This window comes from Micromonospora purpureochromogenes (genome assembly GCF_900091515.1).
GTDB classification, from domain to species: Bacteria; Actinomycetota; Actinomycetes; order Mycobacteriales; family Micromonosporaceae; genus Micromonospora; species Micromonospora purpureochromogenes.
Map to the genome: position 1 here is coordinate 880,003 of NZ_LT607410.1, position 16,920 is coordinate 896,922.

The following is a 16,920-nucleotide window of genomic DNA, read 5'->3' on the forward strand; positions in this document are numbered from 1 at the left end:
CAATGAACACGAATTGTCGCAATTTCATGGAATCCCCCAGTCCCCAACGGAACCAGGCCGTTCAGGTTGCTGCTCCTCGCCGGATTGCCGGTATTCCCACTCCTCGGCCAGCTCGTCCCAGTAGTCGGCAGACAGGCCCCGCCGTCCGTGAACCAGCCAGCCGTCGGTGTGCCGCTCCAGGTGCAGACCCAGCTCGGCGAAGGGGTCGATCCATGGGCCGGGTTCGGTACCCAACCGGGCCAGCGCCGCGTTTATCGGCCACTCGGCGCGTGGTCCGTCGAGGAGCCGGTCGACCCGCGGGCCCCAGCTCACCTCGCCGCCCAGCCACACCACCGCCGACTGGTAGCCGAGGCCCCCGGCGAACTCCGCCTCCAGGTACGCCACCGGCCCCCGCCGCGACCAGCGGGCCAGCAGCCCCGCCAACGCCGGCGAGAGGAGCAACTGGAACGGCTGCTCCGCGCTCGGCTCGTCGGTGGCGAAATCGGGCAGCCCGCCGGTCAGCTCCTGTACGAGCTGCGGGGTCACCGGCAGCAGCGCGAAGTCCTGCCGGAGCGCGGCGAGGACGGCGTGGTCCAGCTCGGCGGTCTGCTCGCGAAGCAGCTCGACGTCCGCGACGACCGCGCTGAGCTGGTAACTCATCCGAGCCCTCCGGCATCCACAGCCTGTGGATGGAACATGTGTACGACAGATCCGCTGCCGTCGCCGATCACCGGACGGTACCGCCCGATCGTGGGCCCTCCGCCCTGTGCTGGCCGCAGCCCCGTCCCGTCAGGGCCGGGCGCTCCCGCTCAGGCTCGGGTCAGGCCCGCTCGACGACCGGGCGACGAACGCGCGCCAGGCCGCCGGCGCGAAGACCCCCTCGGTCAGCCAGCGCGCGACGGTCTTGGGTCGACGCCGACGCGTTCGGCGAGGGATTCGGTGGTGTGCCCGGTGTCGCTGAGCGCCGCCCGTAGCGCGTCGTTCACGGCCCCTCCATCGGACGTCTCGAATATCCGCCGACCATATAGCTACGCGGTGTACGTGTCCGGTGACGCGCGGAAGGCTGGTCGCACAGGACGGCGCGGCCGGTGGAGATGATCCAGCCCGGCGGTCGGCGTCAGTCAGGGGCCGCCTCGACGGGGAGGCGGGGCGGCCCCCTCCACCGCGAAGGAGGCCCCGCCCATGCCGTCCACGACCCGCGTCGCCGTCGGCGCCACGATCCGCGTCCCGGCCGACGCGTACCGGTTCGGAACGGGCCCGCTGACCTTGTGGATCAGGCCACGAGCGTTTCCGACTCGTGCAGCAAGCCGTGGAGCAGCATGGCCCCAGTCGTCTGACAGCTTCTCGAGTACGGTGACCGGGCACTGTGGCTCTTCGGGAGGCGGCACCGGTGAGGGCAGGGCAACCCCGGGGCGATTTGGACGCGTTCGCCGCGCGGGTGCAGCGGGTTGTGAGCGCAGTGGCGCTGGCGGGTGTGCTGGCGGGTGTGCTGGCCAGCGTGGCACCTGATGTGTGGGCTCGGTTCGATGACCGGCCCACGCCCACGGCGCGGACGGTCTTCGACGCCATCCACGCCAAGTATCAATTCCCCGGCCAGGAACGCCAAGATTTCTCCTTCTGCGTTCCGAAGAAATATCGAGAGACGTGGGAGCCGGACCCTACCGAGACTGACGCGCCTGACGCCTATAAATATGATCCGAATGAGTGCCTCGACGCCGTCCTTACCGAAAGCCTCGACGTGTACGAGATGGCCGGTGAGGACGAGGCAGAGGAGCTGGTGCGCTACAACGCCCCTGCGCCGGGCCAGGCTGAACCCTCAGACTGGCGCTGGCGGCAGTCTGGACGATTCGTTCTGGCGTGGCATGGCCGCATCGAGCCGGCCGATCCGCACCGGTTGGAGGGGATGGTCGAAATCGCCGACAAGATCGTCTTAGGCCGGCATCGCTTCTGGACCATAACGGTTGTCGCCGTCGCGTCCACTGTTGCCTTGACGGCAATGGCCTGGGCGGCCCGGCGCGGCAGGGCCGCCACCGCCCGGTAACCCCTGCAGCCGGTCACGGCGGATACCAAATCGCGCGCCAGCCGCCGCTCCATCGCCTGCCGGACGCGCTGATGGACCTACTCAGGCAGCGCCCGGACACCGAGCGCGAAACCGCCGCCCAGCTCTGGCGCGATGAGGGCTGGTGGATCGCCCCCCCCACAGGCCAGGCGATCCACCAGGCGACCGACTACGACGAGTGGAAACGGCTGCTCAAGCTCGCGGGAGTGCGGGACGGACGGCTGCACGACGCCCGGCACATCGCTGCCACCGCGCTCCTGGTCCTCGGCGTCTCCGGCAGCGCCGTGACGAGCATCATGGCCTGGTCGAACTCGGCGATGGCAGTCCGGTACCAGACGGGCAGGAACGGACAAGTGAGACGAGAGCGACCATAGGGACGACAGAGGGCCGGTCCCGGATGGGGCCGGCCCTTCGTGTCGCTCTGTCGAGCGGAGGATACGAGATTCGAACTCGTGAGGGTGTAAACCCAACACGCTTTCCAAGCGTGCGCCCTAGGCCTCTAGGCGAATCCTCCGCGAGCCAGGATACAGGTCCCCGGCGGGCCGGCCACCCCACCACCCCCTGAAGATCCACCCGGGTTCGGGTAGGCTGGGTGTCACCTCCCGTGCGGCGGTACCTCGTGAACCTCCCCAGGGCCGGAAGGCAGCAAGGATAAGCGAGCTCTGCCGGGTGCACGGGAGGCCTTTTTGTCTCCGGGCGCCGGTACCGTACCTGCGGGTCAGGTCACGGGGTGGTGGGTGGTCACCCGCGCCTGACCGGCGCAGAATGGCTCGGTCGAGAGGAGGCGGAACGGGTGGCACTGGCCCTCTACCGCAAGTACCGGCCGCGCACCTTCGCCGAGATGATCGGCCAGGAGCACGTCACCGAGCCGCTGTCGCAGGCGCTGCGCAGCGGGCGGCTCAACCACGCCTACCTCTTCTCCGGCCCGCGAGGCTGCGGCAAGACCTCCAGCGCCCGGATCCTGGCCCGCTCGCTCAACTGTGAGCAGGGCCCCACCCCGGAGCCCTGCGGCACCTGCGCGTCCTGCCGCTCGCTGGCCACCGACGGCACCGGCTCGATCGACGTCATCGAGATCGACGCGGCCAGCCACGGCGGCGTCGACGACGCCCGGGAGCTGCGCGAGAAGGCGTTCTTCGCGCCAGCCAGCAGCCGCTTCAAGATCTATATCATCGACGAGGCGCACATGGTCTCGCCCCAGGGCTTCAACGCCCTGCTCAAGCTGGTCGAGGAGCCGCCGGAGTACGTCAAGTTCATCTTCGCCACCACCGAGCCGGAGAAGGTCCTCGGCACGATCAGGTCGCGGACCCACCACTACCCGTTCCGGCTGTTCCCGCCGAAGGTGCTCCGGCCGTACCTGGAGCAGCTCACCGAGGCGGAGGGGGTGACCGTCGAGCCGGCGGTCTTCCCCTTGGTGGTGCGCGCCGGTGGGGGCAGCATGCGGGACAGCCTCTCCGTGCTCGACCAGCTCATCGCGGGCGCCGGCCCGGAGGGGGTCAGCTACGCTCGGGCCACCGCGCTGCTCGGCGTCACCGACGCGGCGCTGATCGACGAGATGTGCGACGCGCTGGCCGCCGGGGACGGCGCCGCCGCGTACGCCACCGTCGACCGGGTGGCGGAGGCCGGGCACGACCTCCGCCGGTTCGCCTCCGACCTGCTGGAACGCCTGCGCGACCTGATCGTCCTGCAGCAGGTGCCGGACGCCGCGGCCAAGGGCCTGATCGACGGCCCGGCCGACCACGTCGAGCGGATGGCCGCCCAGGCCCAGCGGCTCGGCCCGGGCACCCTGTCCCGCTGCGCCGACATCGTGCACAACGGCCTGGTCGACATGCGCGGCACCACCGCGCCCCGGCTGCTGCTGGAGCTGATCTGCGCCCGGATGATGCTGCCCGGCGCCGACGACACCACCGGCGGCCTGCTCCAACGCCTGGAGCGGATGGAGCGCCGGCTCACCCTGGGTGGCGCCGAGCTGCCGTCGGCCGCCGCCGGCCCCGCGCCGGTCGCCCCCGCTTCCCAGGTACGCCCCGAGCCCGCCCCCGCCGCCCCGAGCGCGCCCGCCCCCGTCGTGGAATCACGGGACGTCTCCGTGCCGGCGGCCGCCCCGGCGGCGGAGCCGGTGACCCCGCCGGCCGCGCCCCGTCGGGTGCCGCCGGAGGCGGTGATGCCCGACCCGGTCACCCCCGCGCCGCCCCGCCCGGGCAGCAGCTCCCCGGGTGCGCTGGACGCGGTCGCGGTACGCCGTGCCTGGCCGGACATCGTCGCCAAGGTCAACCGGATCAAGAAGCCCGCGGCGGCGCTGATGCGCGACGCCGTGGTCCGCGACGTGGACGGCGACACCGTGGTGCTGACCGTCAAGTCGCCGGTCCTCGCCCAGATGATGGGCAACCACATCTCCGTGCTGTCCGACGCGCTCTACGAGGAGTTCGGCGGTCGCTGGCAGATCCGCTGCGAGGTGGCCGGTGAGCGCGGCGCGGCCACGCTCGGTGGCCCGAGCCGGGCGGCGGCCCCGACCCGACCGGCTTCCCCGCCGACCCCCGCGCCCGCCGGCCCGGCCACTGCCGGCCCGACCGGCGTGGGCCCGAGCGGCCCGTCCGGCTCAGCCGACGGCGTAGGCCCGTCCGGCTCAGCCAGCGGTGCAGGCCCGTCCGGCTCAGCCAGCGGTGCAGGCCCGTCCGGCGCGGCCAACGGCGTAGGCCGGTCCGACGCGACCAACGCTGGAGACCTGGGCGGTCCGGCGGGTCCGAGCGGCGGGGGTCCGCGCGGTGCGTCCGGTGCTGCCGGCGGCGCCGGCTCGGGTGGCCCGGCGGGTGCGTCCGGCGGTGGAGCCGCCGGCGGTCCGGCCGGCCAGTCCATCGGCCGCGGCTCGGTCGGCGGCCCGGTGGCCGGGGGAGCTGCCGCCATGGGCGCAGCCGGTTCGACCCACGGTGCCTCCGGTCCTACCGGCGGTGCCGGTGGCCCGGCGGGCAACGACGGCGTGCGGTCCGGCGGCGCAGGGCGGCCCGATGGTGCGGGACAGCCCGGTGGCGCCGGTGGCCCGGCGGGCAGCGACGGCGGACGGCCCGGCAGCACAGGGCGGCTCGGCGCAGGGCAGCCCGGTGGTATGGGGCAGGCAGGTGGTACCGGCGGCCCGGCGGCCCGTGCCCAGGCCGGCCCGGCGACCCACGGCGGGACCGGCCCGGCGGCGCGCGGCCCGAGCGGCCCGGCCGACGGTGCCGGAGACGACGAGGACTGGCCCGAGCCGGCCCGGCCCGGTAGCGCGAGCGGCGGCGACGAGGGCTGGCCCGAGCCGGCCCGTCCGGGTGGTGCCGCGACCGCCACCGCGGGCGGCGACGACTGGCCGGAGCCGGCCCGCCCGGGTGGGGCCACGGCCACCGCGACCGCCGTACCGAGACCGGCCGGACCGCAGTCGGCACCGTCACCGGCCCCGGCGGCGGCGACCGGCGGCGCGCCGGTGAGCAGCGCGATCGCGGCGGCGCGGGCGGCTGCGGCGGCGGCCGGCACGGGCAAGGCGGCCCGCCCCGCGCAGGCGGCCCGGAAGACCGCCGACGCCGACTGGGCCGGCGAGCCGCCGTACGACCCGGACTTCGACGGGCCGCTGCGCGGCGGTGGACGCCCCCAGCCGGCGGCGACCCCGGCGTACGAGGGGTTCGACCCCGGTGACGAGCCGCTGGACGAGGTGATCGACGAGCGGACCGCCCGGCAGTCCAGCGAGGAGCAGGCGGTACAGCTGCTCCGGGAGGCGTTCGGCGCCGAGAAGATCGACGAGGTCGACGCGCGCTGAGCGTGCGCCGGCCACCGAGGACGTGTGCCGCCGCCCGACTAGGCTGGGCGCGGCCGAGCAGACGAGTGCGAGAAGGAGCCTTCCGTGCGCCCAGGTGGACAGCCGAACATGCAGCAGATGCTGAAGCAGGCGCAGAAGATGCAGCAGCAGATCGCCCAGGCGCAGGCCGAGCTGGCCGAGGCCGAGCTGACCGGCACCGCCGGCGGCGGCCTGGTCACCGCGACCGTCTCCGGCGCCGGTGAGATCAAGAGCATCAAGATCGACCCGAAGGCGGTCGACCCGGAGGACGTGGAGACCCTGGAGGACCTGGTCGTCGCGGCCCTGCACAACGCCGCCGAGGCGGCCAAGGAGCTGACCGAGAAGAAGATGGGTCCGGTCGCCGGTGGCATGGGCGGCCTCGGCCTGCCCGGGTTCTGAGCCGGCTGATGTACGAAGGTGCCATCCAGGACCTGATCGACGAGCTGGGGCGGCTGCCGGGCGTGGGCCCGAAGAGTGCCCAGCGGATCGCGTTCCACGTCCTGTCGGCGGACCCTGCCGACGTCAACCGGTTGGCCGGCGCGTTGCGCAAGGTCAAGGAGCTGGTCCGGTTCTGCACCACCTGCTACAACGTGGCCGAGTCCGACCAGTGCCGGATCTGCCGCGACCAGCGCCGCACCGACGAGGTGCTCTGCGTGGTCGAGGAGCCCAAGGACGTGGTGGCGATCGAGCGGACCGGTGAGTTCCGGGGCCGCTACCACGTGCTCGGCGGGGCGATCAATCCGCTGGAGGGCATCGGGCCGGACAACCTGCGCATCCGCGAGCTGATGACCCGGCTCAGCGGCGGGACGGTCCGGGAGCTGATCCTGGCCACCGACCCGAACACCGAGGGCGAGGCGACGGCGACGTACCTGGCGTTGATGGTGAAGCCGATGGGCATCTCGGTCACCCGGCTGGCCAGCGGCCTGCCGGTCGGCGGCGACCTGGAGTACGCCGACGAGATCACCCTCGGCCGCGCCTTCGAGGGCCGCCGGGCCGTCTGAGCCGTAGTACGGCACCGGGGCGGCCGAGTCGTATCCGATGGGTCCACGCGAACAGGCGTGGACCCATCGCCGTTCTCCCTCGTTGATCATGAGGTTAGCGGCGCGGTCTCCTCCACCACTGCCAACCTCATGATCAACCCGAGGTGTTCCACCGTCCGTGCGAGATCGGGGACATGCCGTTGGCCGGCACCCCGAGAGGGGTGCCGGCCAGCGTGAGTGTTCAGGTGGGTCAGTTGTTCCAGTGCTTGGCGACCAGGTCGGCGGCCTGCTGCTCCCACTGGGCGTAGTGGTCCGGGTAGGCCGAGACCTGCACGGTCTGCGCGGCCTCGGTCAGCGGCATGTCCTGCCAGCCGTCGACCTGCTTGAGACCCTTGAGGAACGCCATCGTGCTGTATTCGGGGTCGGTGATCTGCTCGACCGTGCCCCAACCCGAGGACGGGCGCTGCTGGAACAGGCCCTGCGAGTCGAAGTCGTTGCGCTCACCCAGGTGACCCAGGTTCTCCAACTTCGACTCCTGCAGCGACGTGGCGATCGCGACCACGGCGGCCCGCTCGTCCATGCCCGACTTCTTCGTCGCCGCGATGATCGCCTTCACATTCTTCGTCTGCTCGGCGCCCACATCGATGCGCGACTGCTTGCCCTGCACACCGTGCGGGATCAGCTTGCCCTTGTCGACCTTGTCGGCCTGCACCACGGCGACGGCCTTGGCGTCCACCGGGTTGGCGTGGGCCTCGGTGACCGGGCCGGCGAAGACGCCACCGGCGAAGGCCAGACCAGCAATACCCAGCACGCTCTTACGCAGAATGGTGGTGTTCATGGGGGAAGCTCCTTCAGGGGGTTGACGCCGCCGGTCGACCGGGGGATCGACATGACAGGCGGCGTAAGCACCACGAGCAGGCGCTCACACACAAAGGGGGAAAGTCTCTGCCCGGCAGGCTTCACGAGCGGGGGGCTCGCGGCGCCGGGTCCATGTGTAACGACCGGCGGCCCACCATCATTCCGGCGGCCGGCATCCCGGGCGGCCCACGCGTTCGGGCCAGGCCAGCGGGGTGCTGCTGCGATCGTCCAGGTGATGTAACGACCCCGGGCCGGCCACCATTCCGGCGTGCGGGTGCCACCGGTCACGGGACGGGAACCCGATCCGGGCATGAACCGGACATCACGTCGGACCGTCCCGCCCAGGTGGCGGCCCGATCCGTCCGCCTGGCGGGAGGTGGGGCGGGTGTCCGCGTACCCGAAAAGGAGCCGGCGGGGGCGGGCGGTGGCCCGGCGGGAGGGTCTGCGATGTTCTGGTGGGTTTTGGCCGGCGGCCCGGGAACGGTACGGGGCGGGGTGTCGGGTGTGACAGTCCCGTTTGTCGACCGATCCGGGGGTGTCAGACGCGGCCGCTTGGTGTCGGCTTGATAGCGATTGCCTAACGGCCGTTCCGCTTTCGGTTGGTCCTGTCATAGCCTCCCGCTCACGGACCGGCCATGAAACCGGCGTGGTCACGCGGATGACAGAGGTGAGAGATGCAGGCGAGAAGGCTTAGAACGGCCGTGACCCTCGCGGCCGTTGCAGCCCTGGCGGTCGGCGCGGCCGGCTGTGCGGAAAGCGACCGCAGCGACGACAGCGGCGAGGCCAAGACGGGCGGCACCTTCATCTTCGCGGGTGCCGGTGACCCCAAGAACTTCGACCCGATCTTCAACGATGACGGTGAGTCCTTCCGGCCGATCCGGCAGATGTACGACACCCTCATCCAGCACAAGCCGGGCACGGCGGAGCTTCAGGGCGGCCTGGCGGAGAGCTGGGAGCACGACCCCGAGGGCAAGGTCTGGACCTTCAAGCTGCGCCAGGGCGTGAAGTTCCACGACGGCACCCCCTTCAACGCCTCGGCGGTCTGCTTCAACTTCGACCGCTGGTACAACATGAAGGGCGCCGCCGCCCAGTCGCAGATGATCTACTACCTGGACGTCTTCGGCGGCTTCGCGAAGAACGAGAGCCCCGATGCCGGCAAGCCGGTCTACAACAAGTGCGAGGCCAAGGACGACGGCACCGCCGTCATCACCCTCAACCAGTACAAGGGCGCGTTCCCCGGCGCCTTCGCGCTGACCGCGCTCTCGATCGCCAGCCCGGAGGCCCTGAAGAAGGGCGACGCCGACACGGTCAAGCAGAACGGCGACTCCTTCGAGTACAGCTCGTTCGCCACCAGCGGCCCGGTCGGCACCCAGGGCCCCGGCAAAGTCGTCAGGTGATGCCGAGTAGGGCCAGTGGTCGGTTGCTGTCGCGGGCGTGGTGGCGGTTGCCGGCGGCGATGTTGGTGACGCCGGCCTGGCGTAGGGCGCCGATGGCGGCGTTGCGTAGGGCTGCCATGACCTGGGGTCCGGTGCCGGTACGGATCTGGGATCGGTCTTCGTCGTAGGTCACGTCGCGGACCCAGTGGACTCTGTTCTCGATCGACCAGTGACCGCGGATCCACGAGGCGAGCTGCGCCGGCCTGGCCTGGTGAACGAGCAGGTCGGTGATCGCGTAGACGGTCTCGGTGGTGAAGCGTTTCGGCTGGTCGAGCCGGCGTCGACGCCGTCGGATCTGCAACGCCTGGGCGGCGTGGGGAAAATCGATCCCGGTGGAGACGGACAGGATCTTCAGGGTGCGGATCTCCCGGCGGCCATGGCCGCGGCAGGTGTCACGGTCGGCGTCAGGCACGGCCCGCCAGGGCAGAGCGGCCAACTGGTGGTGCAGGCTGGGCTGGTTGCCCTTCACCGTGAGGATCCAGTGGGCGCCGCGCTCGGCGAGGTAGGCGACGTGCTCACGTTGGCAATGCAACGCGTCGGCGGTCACGACCACGCCGTGCAGGTCTGGGATCTGGTCGAGCAGGGGTGCGAAGCGGGTGATTTCGTTGGTCTTACCGTTGACGTCGGTGCTGGCCAGCACGACACCACTGGCCTGGTCGGCGGCGGCGAGGACGTGCCGGGCGGTCGTGTCGCCGGTGCGGGAACCGCGGATCGTCTTGCCATCCACGGCGATCGCCCTGCTCGACCCTGCCGGCGCTGCGGGAGTGCATCCGGCCAGCCAGGTCCCGATCACGACGGCGAGCACCTCGGGGTCCAGGGCCTGCAGCAGTCGGCGGATCATGGCCTCGGACGGCCGGCGGCTTGCGTCGATCCCGAGCAGGACGGCGGTATCGGCGGGCAGGTCAGCGACCCACTCCCCGATCGCCGTGTAGGAGCGGTAACCGGCCACGACCGCGCAGACCGCCGCGGCGACCACGGTCACCAGACGGTGCCGTACTCCACGGCGGGCGCGAGGATCGGGCAGATCCGCCAACGCCGTGAGCAGCCCACCCGCACCATCCTCCACAGAGGTCCCGGCCGGTGCGGTTGACAACGATGAGATCAGCGATGATGGCAACGCGGGCATGACTCACTTCAGATAGATCAACAGGCCTCGAGAACCTCGATGATCTTCCGGAGCGGTCATGCCCGCCTTGCTACCCACACCCAGGGCGCGTCTGCACCAACCACCTCAAGCCGGACACCCCTCACGACTTTGCCGGAGCCCTGGGTCGGCACCGGCCCGTTCACGTTCGGCGGCTGGGACAAGGCCAAGAACGAGATCACCCTGAACCGGAACCCGGACTACTTCGGGGAGAAGGCCAAGGTCGACAAGCTGATCATCAAGATCATCAAGGACGAGAACACCCGCAAGCAGGAGCTGCGCGCGGGCACCGTCCAGGGCATCGACTTCCCGGCCCCGGCCGACCGCAAGGCGCTCGAGGGTGAGGGCTTCCAGGTCGTCGCCCGGCCGGCGTTCAACATCCTCTACCTGGGCATCAACCAGAAGAACCCGAAGCTGAAGGACCTGCGGGTGCGCCAGGCGATCGCCTACGCCCTCAACCGTCAGCAGCTCGTGCAGACCAAGGGCCCGGGTGGCTCGAAGGTCGCCGACGAGTTCATGCCGGACACCGTGCTCGGCTACGCCCCGGACGTGCAGAAGTACGAGTACAACCCGGAGAAGGCCAAGCAGCTGCTCAAGGAGGCCGGCGCCGAGGGTCTGACCCTCAACTTCTACTACCCGCCGGACGTCTCCCGGCCGTACATGCCGAACCCGCAGGAGATCTTCACGATCCTCGCCAACGACCTGCAGGCCGTGGGCATCAAGGTCAACGGCGTGCCGCGTCCGTGGAACGGTGGCTTCAAGGACGACGTGCAGCAGTTCGGCAAGCAGGACCTGCACATCCTGGGCTGGACCGGTGACTACAACGACCCGGGCAACTTCGTCGGTACGTTCTTCGGCCGCGGCAAGGTCGAGTTCGGCGACCAGTCGATGACCGAGATGTTCGACGCCATCGCCAAGGCCGACGGCACCGTCGACGAGGCGGCCAAGAAGGCGGCCTGGGAGCAGGTCAACCGGGACATCGCCAGCAAGTGGCTGCCGGCCGTGCCGGTCTGGCACGCCCCGCCGGCCATCGTCGTCACCAAGGACGTCAAGGGTCTGGTCGCCAGCCCGCTGACCGACGAGCGGTTCAACACGGTCAGCGTCAGCAAGTGACGTACGTCGGCTGACGCCGTAGGCGCGTATCGGCCCGGGTCGGGGGCTCCACCCCGGCCCGGGCCGATTCCGCGAACATCGAGAGTCTGGTGTGTGAGAGATGTTGCGAGTCATAGTCCGCCGCCTGCTGCAGCTGGTGGTGACGCTGATAGCGCTGTCGGCGCTGATCTTCATCTGGCTGCGGAACCTGCCCGGCGGCCCGGTCGAGGCGCTGCTCGGCGAGCGGGCGACCCCCGAGCGCCGCGCCCTGCTGATCAAGGCGCTCGGCTACGACCAGCCGATCCTGGTGCAGTACGGCAAGTTCATGCAGCGGGTCCTCACCGGTGACTTCGGCAACTCGATCCGGACCGGTGACCCGGTCAGCGAGGTGATCGGGCGCGCCTTCCCCGCCACCATCGAGCTGGCCCTCGCCGCGATGATCATCGCGGTGGGCCTGGGCATCCCGCTCGGCTACCTCGCCGCCCGCTGGCGCGGTCGCTCCCTCGACAACCTGACGATCGCCGGCACCCTGGTCGGCATCTCGATCCCGATCTTCTTCCTGGGCTACCTGCTCAAGGACGTGTTCACCCAGAACATCCACTGGTTTCCGCCGTCCGGGCGGGTCACCACCGGCGTGGACAACACGAACATCACCGGGTTCTACGTCCTCGACGGCCTGCTGACCCGGGAGTTCGACGCCAGCGCCGACGCGCTCTGGCACCTGATCCTGCCGGCGGTCACGCTGGCCACCATCCCGCTGGCGGTGATCGTCCGGATCACCCGGGCCAGCGTGCTCGACGTGCTCAACGAGGACTACGTGCGCACCGCCGAGGCCAAGGGCCTGCGGCACCGGACCATCCGGGGCCGGCACATCCTGCGCAACGCCCTGCTGCCGGTGGTCACCACCATCGGCCTGCAGACCGGCGCGCTGCTCTCCGGCGCGGTGCTCACCGAGAAGGTCTACAACTGGGGCGGACTCGGCACGCTGATCGTCGACTCGATCACCGGCGGCCGGGACTACCCGGTGCTCCAGGCGATCATCCTGCTGGCCGCCCTGGTCTTCGTGATGGTCAACCTCCTGGTCGACCTCTCCTACGCCTTCATCGACCCGAGGGTGCGTGTCCGATGACCGATCCGACCACCCAGGCCGGCGCGACGGCGCCGGCGCCCCGTACCGGTGACGAGCGCACGGGCGGCGTGAGCGAGCGGAACATCGGCCTGCTCGGCGACCGGAAGAAGGCGCGGCTGGACGAGCTGGCCCGGGCCACCGCCGACAACGGCGGCGTCAGCCTCTTCCGCGACGCGCTGCGGCGGCTCGGGCGCAATCCGGTCGCCATCGTCGGCGCCATCATCGTCGGGCTGTTCATCCTCGTGGCGGTCTTCGCGCCGCTGATCGCGCCGCACGACCCGGCGCAGGAGTTCGACGCGCTCACCAAGAACCTGACCGTGGAGAACATCCCGGGGGCCACCGCCGGGCACCCGCTCGGCTCCGACCCGCTGGGTCGCGACTTCCTCTCCCGGCTCATCTACGGCAGCCGGCAGACCCTCTTCGTCGGCGTGCTCGCCACCCTGATCGGTCTCTCCCTCGGCGTGCTGCTCGGCGCGATCGCGGGTGCCTTCGGTGGCTGGGTCGACGTCGTCCTGATGCGACTCACCGACGTGATGCTGGCGCTGCCCAGCCTCCTGCTGGCGATCACCCTGGTCGCCATGGCCAGCAAGTCCAGCCAGTGGACGGTCATCTTCGCGGTGGCCATCGTCAGCGTGCCGATCTTCGCCCGGTTGCTGCGTGGCTCGATGCTCGCCCAGCGGGAGAGCGACCACGTGCTCGCCGCGCGGGCGCTCGGCGTCAAGGAGCGCAACATCGTGCTGCGGCACATGCTGCCCAACTCGCTGACCGCGGTGATCGTGCAGGCCACGCTCACCTTCGCGGTGGCGATCCTGGACGCGGCGGCGCTCTCCTTCCTCGGCCTCGGCGACCCGGACATCAACCGCGCCGAGTGGGGCCTGATGCTCGGCGTGGACGGCGTCCACTACTTCGAGGCCCGCCCCGAGCTGGCCTACTACCCGGCGCTCGCGATCATCGTGGTCGCGCTCGGCTTCACCCTGCTGGGCGAGGCGATGCGCGACGCCATCGACCCGAAGAACCGGCGGTGAGGGCGGTGCGGACAACCAGCACGGCCGGCGTGAGCCGCCGGCGGGCGCGAGGAGTGAGCTTGCGAGCCCCGCAGTCGCTAGCGCAGGACCAGTGCAGTGAGGAAGTGACCCGATGAGCCTGCTCGACGTACGCGACCTGAGCGTGGTGTTCCAGCGGCGGGGCGAGCGGCCGTTCACCGCCGTGGACAAGGTGAGCTTCAGCGTGGAGCCGGGCCAGACGGTCGGCCTGGTCGGCGAGTCCGGCTGCGGCAAGAGCGTCACCAGCCTCGCGATCATGGGCCTGCTGCCCAAGCGGGGCAACAAGGTCAGCGGTGAGGTGTTCTTCGACGGCGCCGACCTGCTCAAGCTCCGCGATGACGACATGCGGGACCGGCGTGGCCGGGACATCGGCATGATCTTCCAGGACCCGCTCTCCTCGCTGAACCCGGTGATCCCGATCGGCGTGCAGGTGGCCGAGGTGCTGGAGCGGCACCAGGGGATGGACCGCAAGAAGGCGCTGCGGGAGGCCCGGGAACTGCTCGACGCGGTCGGCATCCCGGACCCGGACCGGCGGCTCAAGGAGTACCCGCACCAGATCTCCGGTGGCATGCGGCAGCGCGCGCTGATCGCCATCGCGCTGGCCTGCAAGCCGCGGCTGCTGATCGCGGACGAGCCGACCACCGCCCTGGACGTGACCATCCAGGCGCAGATCCTCACCCTGCTCAAGCAGCTGGTCGACGAGACCGGCACCGCGCTCATCATGATCACGCACGACCTCGGTGTGGTGGCCGGCCTCTGCGACACGGTCAACGTGCTCTACGGCGGCAAGGTGGTCGAGCGGGCCGCCCGGCACGAGCTGTTCGCCCGGGCCCGGCACCCGTACACCCACGGGCTGCTCAGCTCGGTGCCCCGGCTGGACTCGCCGCGCGGCGAGCGGCTGCACGCCATCCGCGGCTCGGTGGCCGACAACATCCCCTGGGCCGAGGGGTGCGCCTTCGCGCCCCGCTGCGACAACGTCGTGGACGCCTGCCTGGAGGGCCCGCCCCCGCTGGAGCCCACCGCCACCGGCGGCGACCTTCGCTGCAACAACCCCGTTTCCGAGGAGGTGGCGGTCCCGTGACCGAGCGGACCGGACCACTGGTCGAACTGCGCGACCTCAAGGTCCACTTCCCGATCAAGAGCGGCCTGCTCTTCGACCGCACCGTCGGGTACGTCTACGCCGTCGACGGCGTCTCGCTCGCCATCCGGGCCGGTGAGACGTACGGGCTGGTCGGCGAGTCGGGCTGCGGCAAGTCGACGCTGGGCCGGGGCCTGCTGCGGCTGGTCGAGCCGACCGACGGCGAGATCGTCTTCGACGGCACCGACGTCCGGCAGCTCAAGGGCGAGAAGATGCGCCTGGCCCGCCGCCGGATGCAAATGATCTTCCAGGACCCGCTGTCCAGCCTGGACCCCCGGCAGTCGGTGGAGTCGCTGCTGGTCGAAGGGCTCAAGGCGCACGGCCTCGCCACCGACAAGGCGGCGACGAGCCGGCGGCTGCGGGAGACCCTGGAGGCGGTCGGCCTGCCCGCGTCGGCGCTGAGCAAGTACCCGCACGAGTTCTCCGGCGGCCAGCGCCAGCGCATCGGCATCGCCCGGGCGCTGGTGCTCAACCCGGAGCTGATCGTCGCCGACGAGCCGGTGTCGGCGCTCGACGTGTCCATCCAGGCGCAGGTGCTCAACCTGCTGGAGGACCTCCAGAACGAGCGCGGCCTGACGTACCTGATCATCGCGCACGACCTGGCGGTGGTCCGGCACATCGCCGACACGGTGGGCGTGATGTACCTGGGTGGCCTGGTGGAGGAGGCGTCCAGCGACGACCTCTACCGGGAGCCGATGCACCCGTACACCAGGGCGCTGATGTCGGCGGTGCCGGTGCCGGACCCGCTGGTGGAGGACCGCCGCGAGCGGATCCTGCTCGCCGGCGACCTGCCCTCGCCGACCAACCCGCCGTCCGGGTGCCGCTTCCACACCCGGTGCCCGTGGGCGCAGCCGACCCGCTGCGCCGACGAGCGGCCGGCGCTGCGGGAGGTGGTCGGTGGGCACAAGGTCGCCTGCCACTACGCCGAGGAGATCGCGGCCGGCCGGATCCGTCCGCACGAGGTGGAGCCGGAGCTGGTCCGGCCGGACGACGGTGGGGCGCCGGGCGACACCGGTGAGCTGATCCCGACGCCGTGAGCGCGTGCCGAGGCCCCCAACCCCCGCGCGGGGTTGGGGGCCTCGGCGTGTCTCAGCCCTCCGGGCGGTTGAGCAGGGCGAGCGCGACGGCGTGGACGGCGTCCAGCCCGGCCGGGTCGGCCAGCGCGGCCTTCCCGCCGGTCACCGCGTACCACTCGTCGGCGTCCTTGTACTGCACGGAGAGGGTGACCTGCCCGTCGGCGTACCGGGTCTTCAGGGTCAGCTCGCCGGTCACCACGCCGGCCTCGTCGGTCATCACCCCGCCGGGCCCGGCGACCAGGTCCGCGGTCAGTTCCCGGGGTGACGCGTCCGGCCGAGCGTCGGCGCTCATCCCGGCCCCCGGCACGGCGGTGGGCGCCGCTGGGTGGCCGTCCGCGGTCATTCCGGCGGTGGCGGCCGTCGTGCCGGTGCCGCCACCGCTGCCGGTGGCGGCGGCCGCGTCGTCCCCGCCGGCGTCCGGCATCTGCTCCGGCGCGGGAGTCGCCCCGGCACCGGTCACGGCTTGTTCGCCCATGTGCAACCCTCCAACATGTCGCTGAGTGCGGCCTTCTCGGCGCTGGTCACCGTCAGCCGCCAGTGATGCTTGACCGTCACCCAGCTCTCCGCGTACTTGCACCAGTACGACCGGTTCGCCGGTTTCCACTGCGACGGGTCCTGGTCACCCTTTGCCCGGTTGGAGCTCGCGGAAACCGCGATGAGCTGCGGTCGGGTCATATCGTTGGCGAAGTCGCCACGCTTGGCGTCGTCCCACTCGTTCGCCCCCGAGCGCCACGCGTTGGCCAGCGGCACCATGTGGTCGACGTCCACGTCGGAGGGATCGGTGAAGGTGCGCCCGTCGTAGACGCTCTCCCAGTGGCCGGCGACCACGTTGCAGCCGGAGAGGCGGATGTCCTCCCCGTCGCGCTTGAGCACGCTGTCCCGGACGTCGCAGTTGGTGCCGGTGTCCCGCCAGTGCGGGAACCGCTCGCGGCTGTAGCCCCGCATCGAGCCCGCCTTCGCGACGGTCAGCTCCGCCAGCTGCTCACCGACGTTGCCGGCGCCGCTCGGCGGCGCCTCCGGCTCGTCGAGCGAGACCTCGCAACCGCCCACGCCGAGGGCGAGCACCGCGGCGAGCGCGACGGCCACCGTCCCACGGGCTCCTGATCTGGTACGCACAGACGACACCTCTCCAGCTTGCGGGCTCCCGGCGATCCCGCACAGTACCCGGGCACGGTTTCGGCGTTTCGTTG

Annotated in this window: 16 protein-coding genes, 1 tRNA gene, 1 other RNA gene and 1 pseudogene; 12 read left to right on the forward strand and 7 right to left on the reverse strand. The window is 71.2% G+C overall.

Annotation, left to right across the window (positions count from 1 at the left end; all coding sequences use genetic code 11):
• Positions 1-24: 24 nt before the first annotated feature.
• Both GA0074696_RS04110 and GA0074696_RS31640 read right to left on the reverse strand, forming a co-directional pair.
• On the reverse strand, positions 25-639 hold the full coding sequence (locus GA0074696_RS04110) for a hypothetical protein (protein WP_088959854.1): 615 nt from the start codon (positions 637-639) through the stop codon (positions 25-27).
• Positions 640-858: 219 nt separating this feature from the next.
• Positions 859-965 (reverse strand): annotated as a pseudogene (locus GA0074696_RS31640) (XRE family transcriptional regulator); the annotation flags it as partial.
• A 464-nt stretch (positions 966-1,429) separates the two neighbouring features.
• Between GA0074696_RS31640 and GA0074696_RS04115 the strand changes: the two are divergent.
• Both GA0074696_RS04115 and GA0074696_RS04120 read left to right on the forward strand, forming a co-directional pair.
• The gene (locus tag GA0074696_RS04115) at positions 1,430-2,020 is read left to right on the forward strand and encodes a hypothetical protein (protein ID WP_157745813.1); all 591 of its coding nucleotides are present in this window, start codon (positions 1,430-1,432) and stop codon (positions 2,018-2,020) included.
• Positions 2,021-2,091: 71 nt separating this feature from the next.
• Positions 2,092-2,412, forward strand: coding sequence for a tyrosine-type recombinase/integrase (locus GA0074696_RS04120; protein ID WP_088959856.1), 321 nt, complete (start codon positions 2,092-2,094; stop codon positions 2,410-2,412).
• A 55-nt stretch (positions 2,413-2,467) separates the two neighbouring features.
• On the opposite strand, the gene GA0074696_RS04125 is transcribed toward GA0074696_RS04120, so the two are convergent.
• Positions 2,468-2,552: transfer RNA gene (locus GA0074696_RS04125), tRNA-Ser, on the reverse strand.
• An 82-nt stretch (positions 2,553-2,634) separates the two neighbouring features.
• Between GA0074696_RS04125 and ffs the strand changes: the two genes are divergently transcribed.
• The 4 genes from ffs to recR all read left to right on the forward strand — a co-directional run bounded on the left by ffs (position 2,635) and on the right by recR (position 6,835).
• Positions 2,635-2,724: signal recognition particle sRNA small type (gene ffs / locus GA0074696_RS04130), an RNA gene on the forward strand.
• 107 nt (positions 2,725-2,831) lie between these two features.
• Positions 2,832-5,816: a DNA polymerase III subunit gamma and tau gene (locus GA0074696_RS04135; RefSeq protein WP_088959857.1), complete on the forward strand. Its 2,985-nt coding sequence runs from the start codon at positions 2,832-2,834 to the stop codon at positions 5,814-5,816.
• A gap of 108 nt (positions 5,817-5,924) precedes the next feature.
• Positions 5,925-6,233 (forward strand): YbaB/EbfC family nucleoid-associated protein, encoded by a 309-nt coding sequence (locus GA0074696_RS04140; protein ID WP_231925398.1) that lies wholly within the window; start codon positions 5,925-5,927, stop codon positions 6,231-6,233.
• Positions 6,234-6,241: 8 nt separating this feature from the next.
• The gene (gene recR / locus GA0074696_RS04145) at positions 6,242-6,835 is read left to right on the forward strand and encodes a recombination mediator RecR (RefSeq protein ID WP_088959859.1); all 594 of its coding nucleotides are present in this window, start codon (positions 6,242-6,244) and stop codon (positions 6,833-6,835) included.
• Between the two features lie 229 nt (positions 6,836-7,064).
• Here the strand turns inward: recR and GA0074696_RS04150 are convergent, their stop codons facing one another.
• Positions 7,065-7,652 carry a hypothetical protein gene (locus GA0074696_RS04150; RefSeq protein ID WP_088959860.1) on the reverse strand — a complete coding sequence of 196 codons (588 nt, stop codon included), beginning with the start codon at positions 7,650-7,652 and terminating at the stop codon, positions 7,065-7,067.
• Between the two features lie 721 nt (positions 7,653-8,373).
• Here GA0074696_RS04150 and GA0074696_RS04155 point away from each other — a divergent pair.
• A complete protein-coding gene (locus GA0074696_RS04155; RefSeq protein WP_231925261.1) occupies positions 8,374-9,069 on the forward strand; it encodes an ABC transporter substrate-binding protein in 696 nt (231 codons plus the stop codon).
• On the opposite strand, the gene GA0074696_RS04160 is transcribed toward GA0074696_RS04155, so the two are convergent.
• Positions 9,062-10,174 carry an ISAs1 family transposase gene (locus GA0074696_RS04160; RefSeq protein WP_172894136.1) on the reverse strand — a complete coding sequence of 371 codons (1,113 nt, stop codon included), beginning with the start codon at positions 10,172-10,174 and terminating at the stop codon, positions 9,062-9,064. The two genes, GA0074696_RS04155 and GA0074696_RS04160, sit on opposite strands and share 8 nt — an antisense overlap.
• Positions 10,175-10,273: 99 nt before the next feature.
• Between GA0074696_RS04160 and GA0074696_RS04165 the strand changes: the two genes are divergently transcribed.
• The 5 genes from GA0074696_RS04165 (at position 10,274) to GA0074696_RS04185 (ending at position 15,691) form a co-directional block, all read left to right on the forward strand.
• Positions 10,274-11,365 carry an ABC transporter substrate-binding protein gene (locus tag GA0074696_RS04165; RefSeq protein ID WP_269458709.1) on the forward strand — a complete coding sequence of 364 codons (1,092 nt, stop codon included), beginning with the start codon at positions 10,274-10,276 and terminating at the stop codon, positions 11,363-11,365.
• Positions 11,366-11,465: 100 nt separating this feature from the next.
• A complete protein-coding gene (locus GA0074696_RS04170; RefSeq protein WP_088959861.1) occupies positions 11,466-12,473 on the forward strand; it encodes an ABC transporter permease in 1,008 nt (335 codons plus the stop codon).
• On the forward strand, positions 12,470-13,498 hold the full coding sequence (locus GA0074696_RS04175) for an ABC transporter permease (RefSeq protein ID WP_231925263.1): 1,029 nt from the start codon (positions 12,470-12,472) through the stop codon (positions 13,496-13,498). The genes GA0074696_RS04170 and GA0074696_RS04175 overlap by 4 nt, the downstream gene beginning before the upstream one ends.
• Positions 13,499-13,610: 112 nt before the next feature.
• Positions 13,611-14,597, forward strand: a complete 987-nt coding sequence (locus GA0074696_RS04180) for an ABC transporter ATP-binding protein (protein WP_088959862.1) — start codon at positions 13,611-13,613, stop codon at positions 14,595-14,597.
• Positions 14,594-15,691 (forward strand): ABC transporter ATP-binding protein, encoded by a 1,098-nt coding sequence (locus GA0074696_RS04185; protein WP_088959863.1) that lies wholly within the window; start codon positions 14,594-14,596, stop codon positions 15,689-15,691. Before GA0074696_RS04180 ends, GA0074696_RS04185 begins: the two co-directional genes overlap by 4 nt.
• Positions 15,692-15,743: 52 nt before the next feature.
• On the opposite strand, the gene GA0074696_RS04190 is transcribed toward GA0074696_RS04185, so the two are convergent.
• Both GA0074696_RS04190 and GA0074696_RS04195 read right to left on the reverse strand, forming a co-directional pair.
• The gene (locus tag GA0074696_RS04190; RefSeq protein WP_088959864.1) at positions 15,744-16,205 is read right to left on the reverse strand and encodes a hypothetical protein; all 462 of its coding nucleotides are present in this window, start codon (positions 16,203-16,205) and stop codon (positions 15,744-15,746) included.
• Complete coding sequence (locus GA0074696_RS04195) at positions 16,187-16,846, reverse strand: HNH endonuclease family protein (RefSeq protein WP_088959865.1); 660 nt, start codon at positions 16,844-16,846, stop codon at positions 16,187-16,189. Before GA0074696_RS04195 ends, GA0074696_RS04190 begins: the two co-directional genes overlap by 19 nt.
• Positions 16,847-16,920 lie beyond the last annotated feature (74 nt).

Excerpts from the sequence above, each read along its gene's own strand:
- GA0074696_RS04180 (WP_088959862.1), top strand. The coding sequence starts at position 13,611 with ATGAGCCTGCTCGACGTACGCGACCTGAGCGTGGTGTTCCAGCGGCGG.
- GA0074696_RS04140 (WP_231925398.1), top strand. The coding sequence starts at position 5,925 with ATGCAGCAGATGCTGAAGCAGGCGCAGAAGATGCAGCAGCAGATCGCC.
- GA0074696_RS04175 (WP_231925263.1), top strand. The coding sequence starts at position 12,470 with ATGACCGATCCGACCACCCAGGCCGGCGCGACGGCGCCGGCGCCCCGT.
- GA0074696_RS04165 (WP_269458709.1), top strand. The coding sequence starts at position 10,274 with ATGATCTTCCGGAGCGGTCATGCCCGCCTTGCTACCCACACCCAGGGC.
- GA0074696_RS04120 (WP_088959856.1), top strand. The coding sequence starts at position 2,092 with ATGGACCTACTCAGGCAGCGCCCGGACACCGAGCGCGAAACCGCCGCC.
- GA0074696_RS04110 (WP_088959854.1), bottom strand. The coding sequence starts at position 639 with ATGAGTTACCAGCTCAGCGCGGTCGTCGCGGACGTCGAGCTGCTTCGC.
- GA0074696_RS04150 (WP_088959860.1), bottom strand. The coding sequence starts at position 7,652 with ATGAACACCACCATTCTGCGTAAGAGCGTGCTGGGTATTGCTGGTCTG.
- recR (WP_088959859.1), top strand. The coding sequence starts at position 6,242 with ATGTACGAAGGTGCCATCCAGGACCTGATCGACGAGCTGGGGCGGCTG.
- GA0074696_RS04170 (WP_088959861.1), top strand. The coding sequence starts at position 11,466 with ATGTTGCGAGTCATAGTCCGCCGCCTGCTGCAGCTGGTGGTGACGCTG.
- GA0074696_RS04190 (WP_088959864.1), bottom strand. The coding sequence starts at position 16,205 with ATGGGCGAACAAGCCGTGACCGGTGCCGGGGCGACTCCCGCGCCGGAG.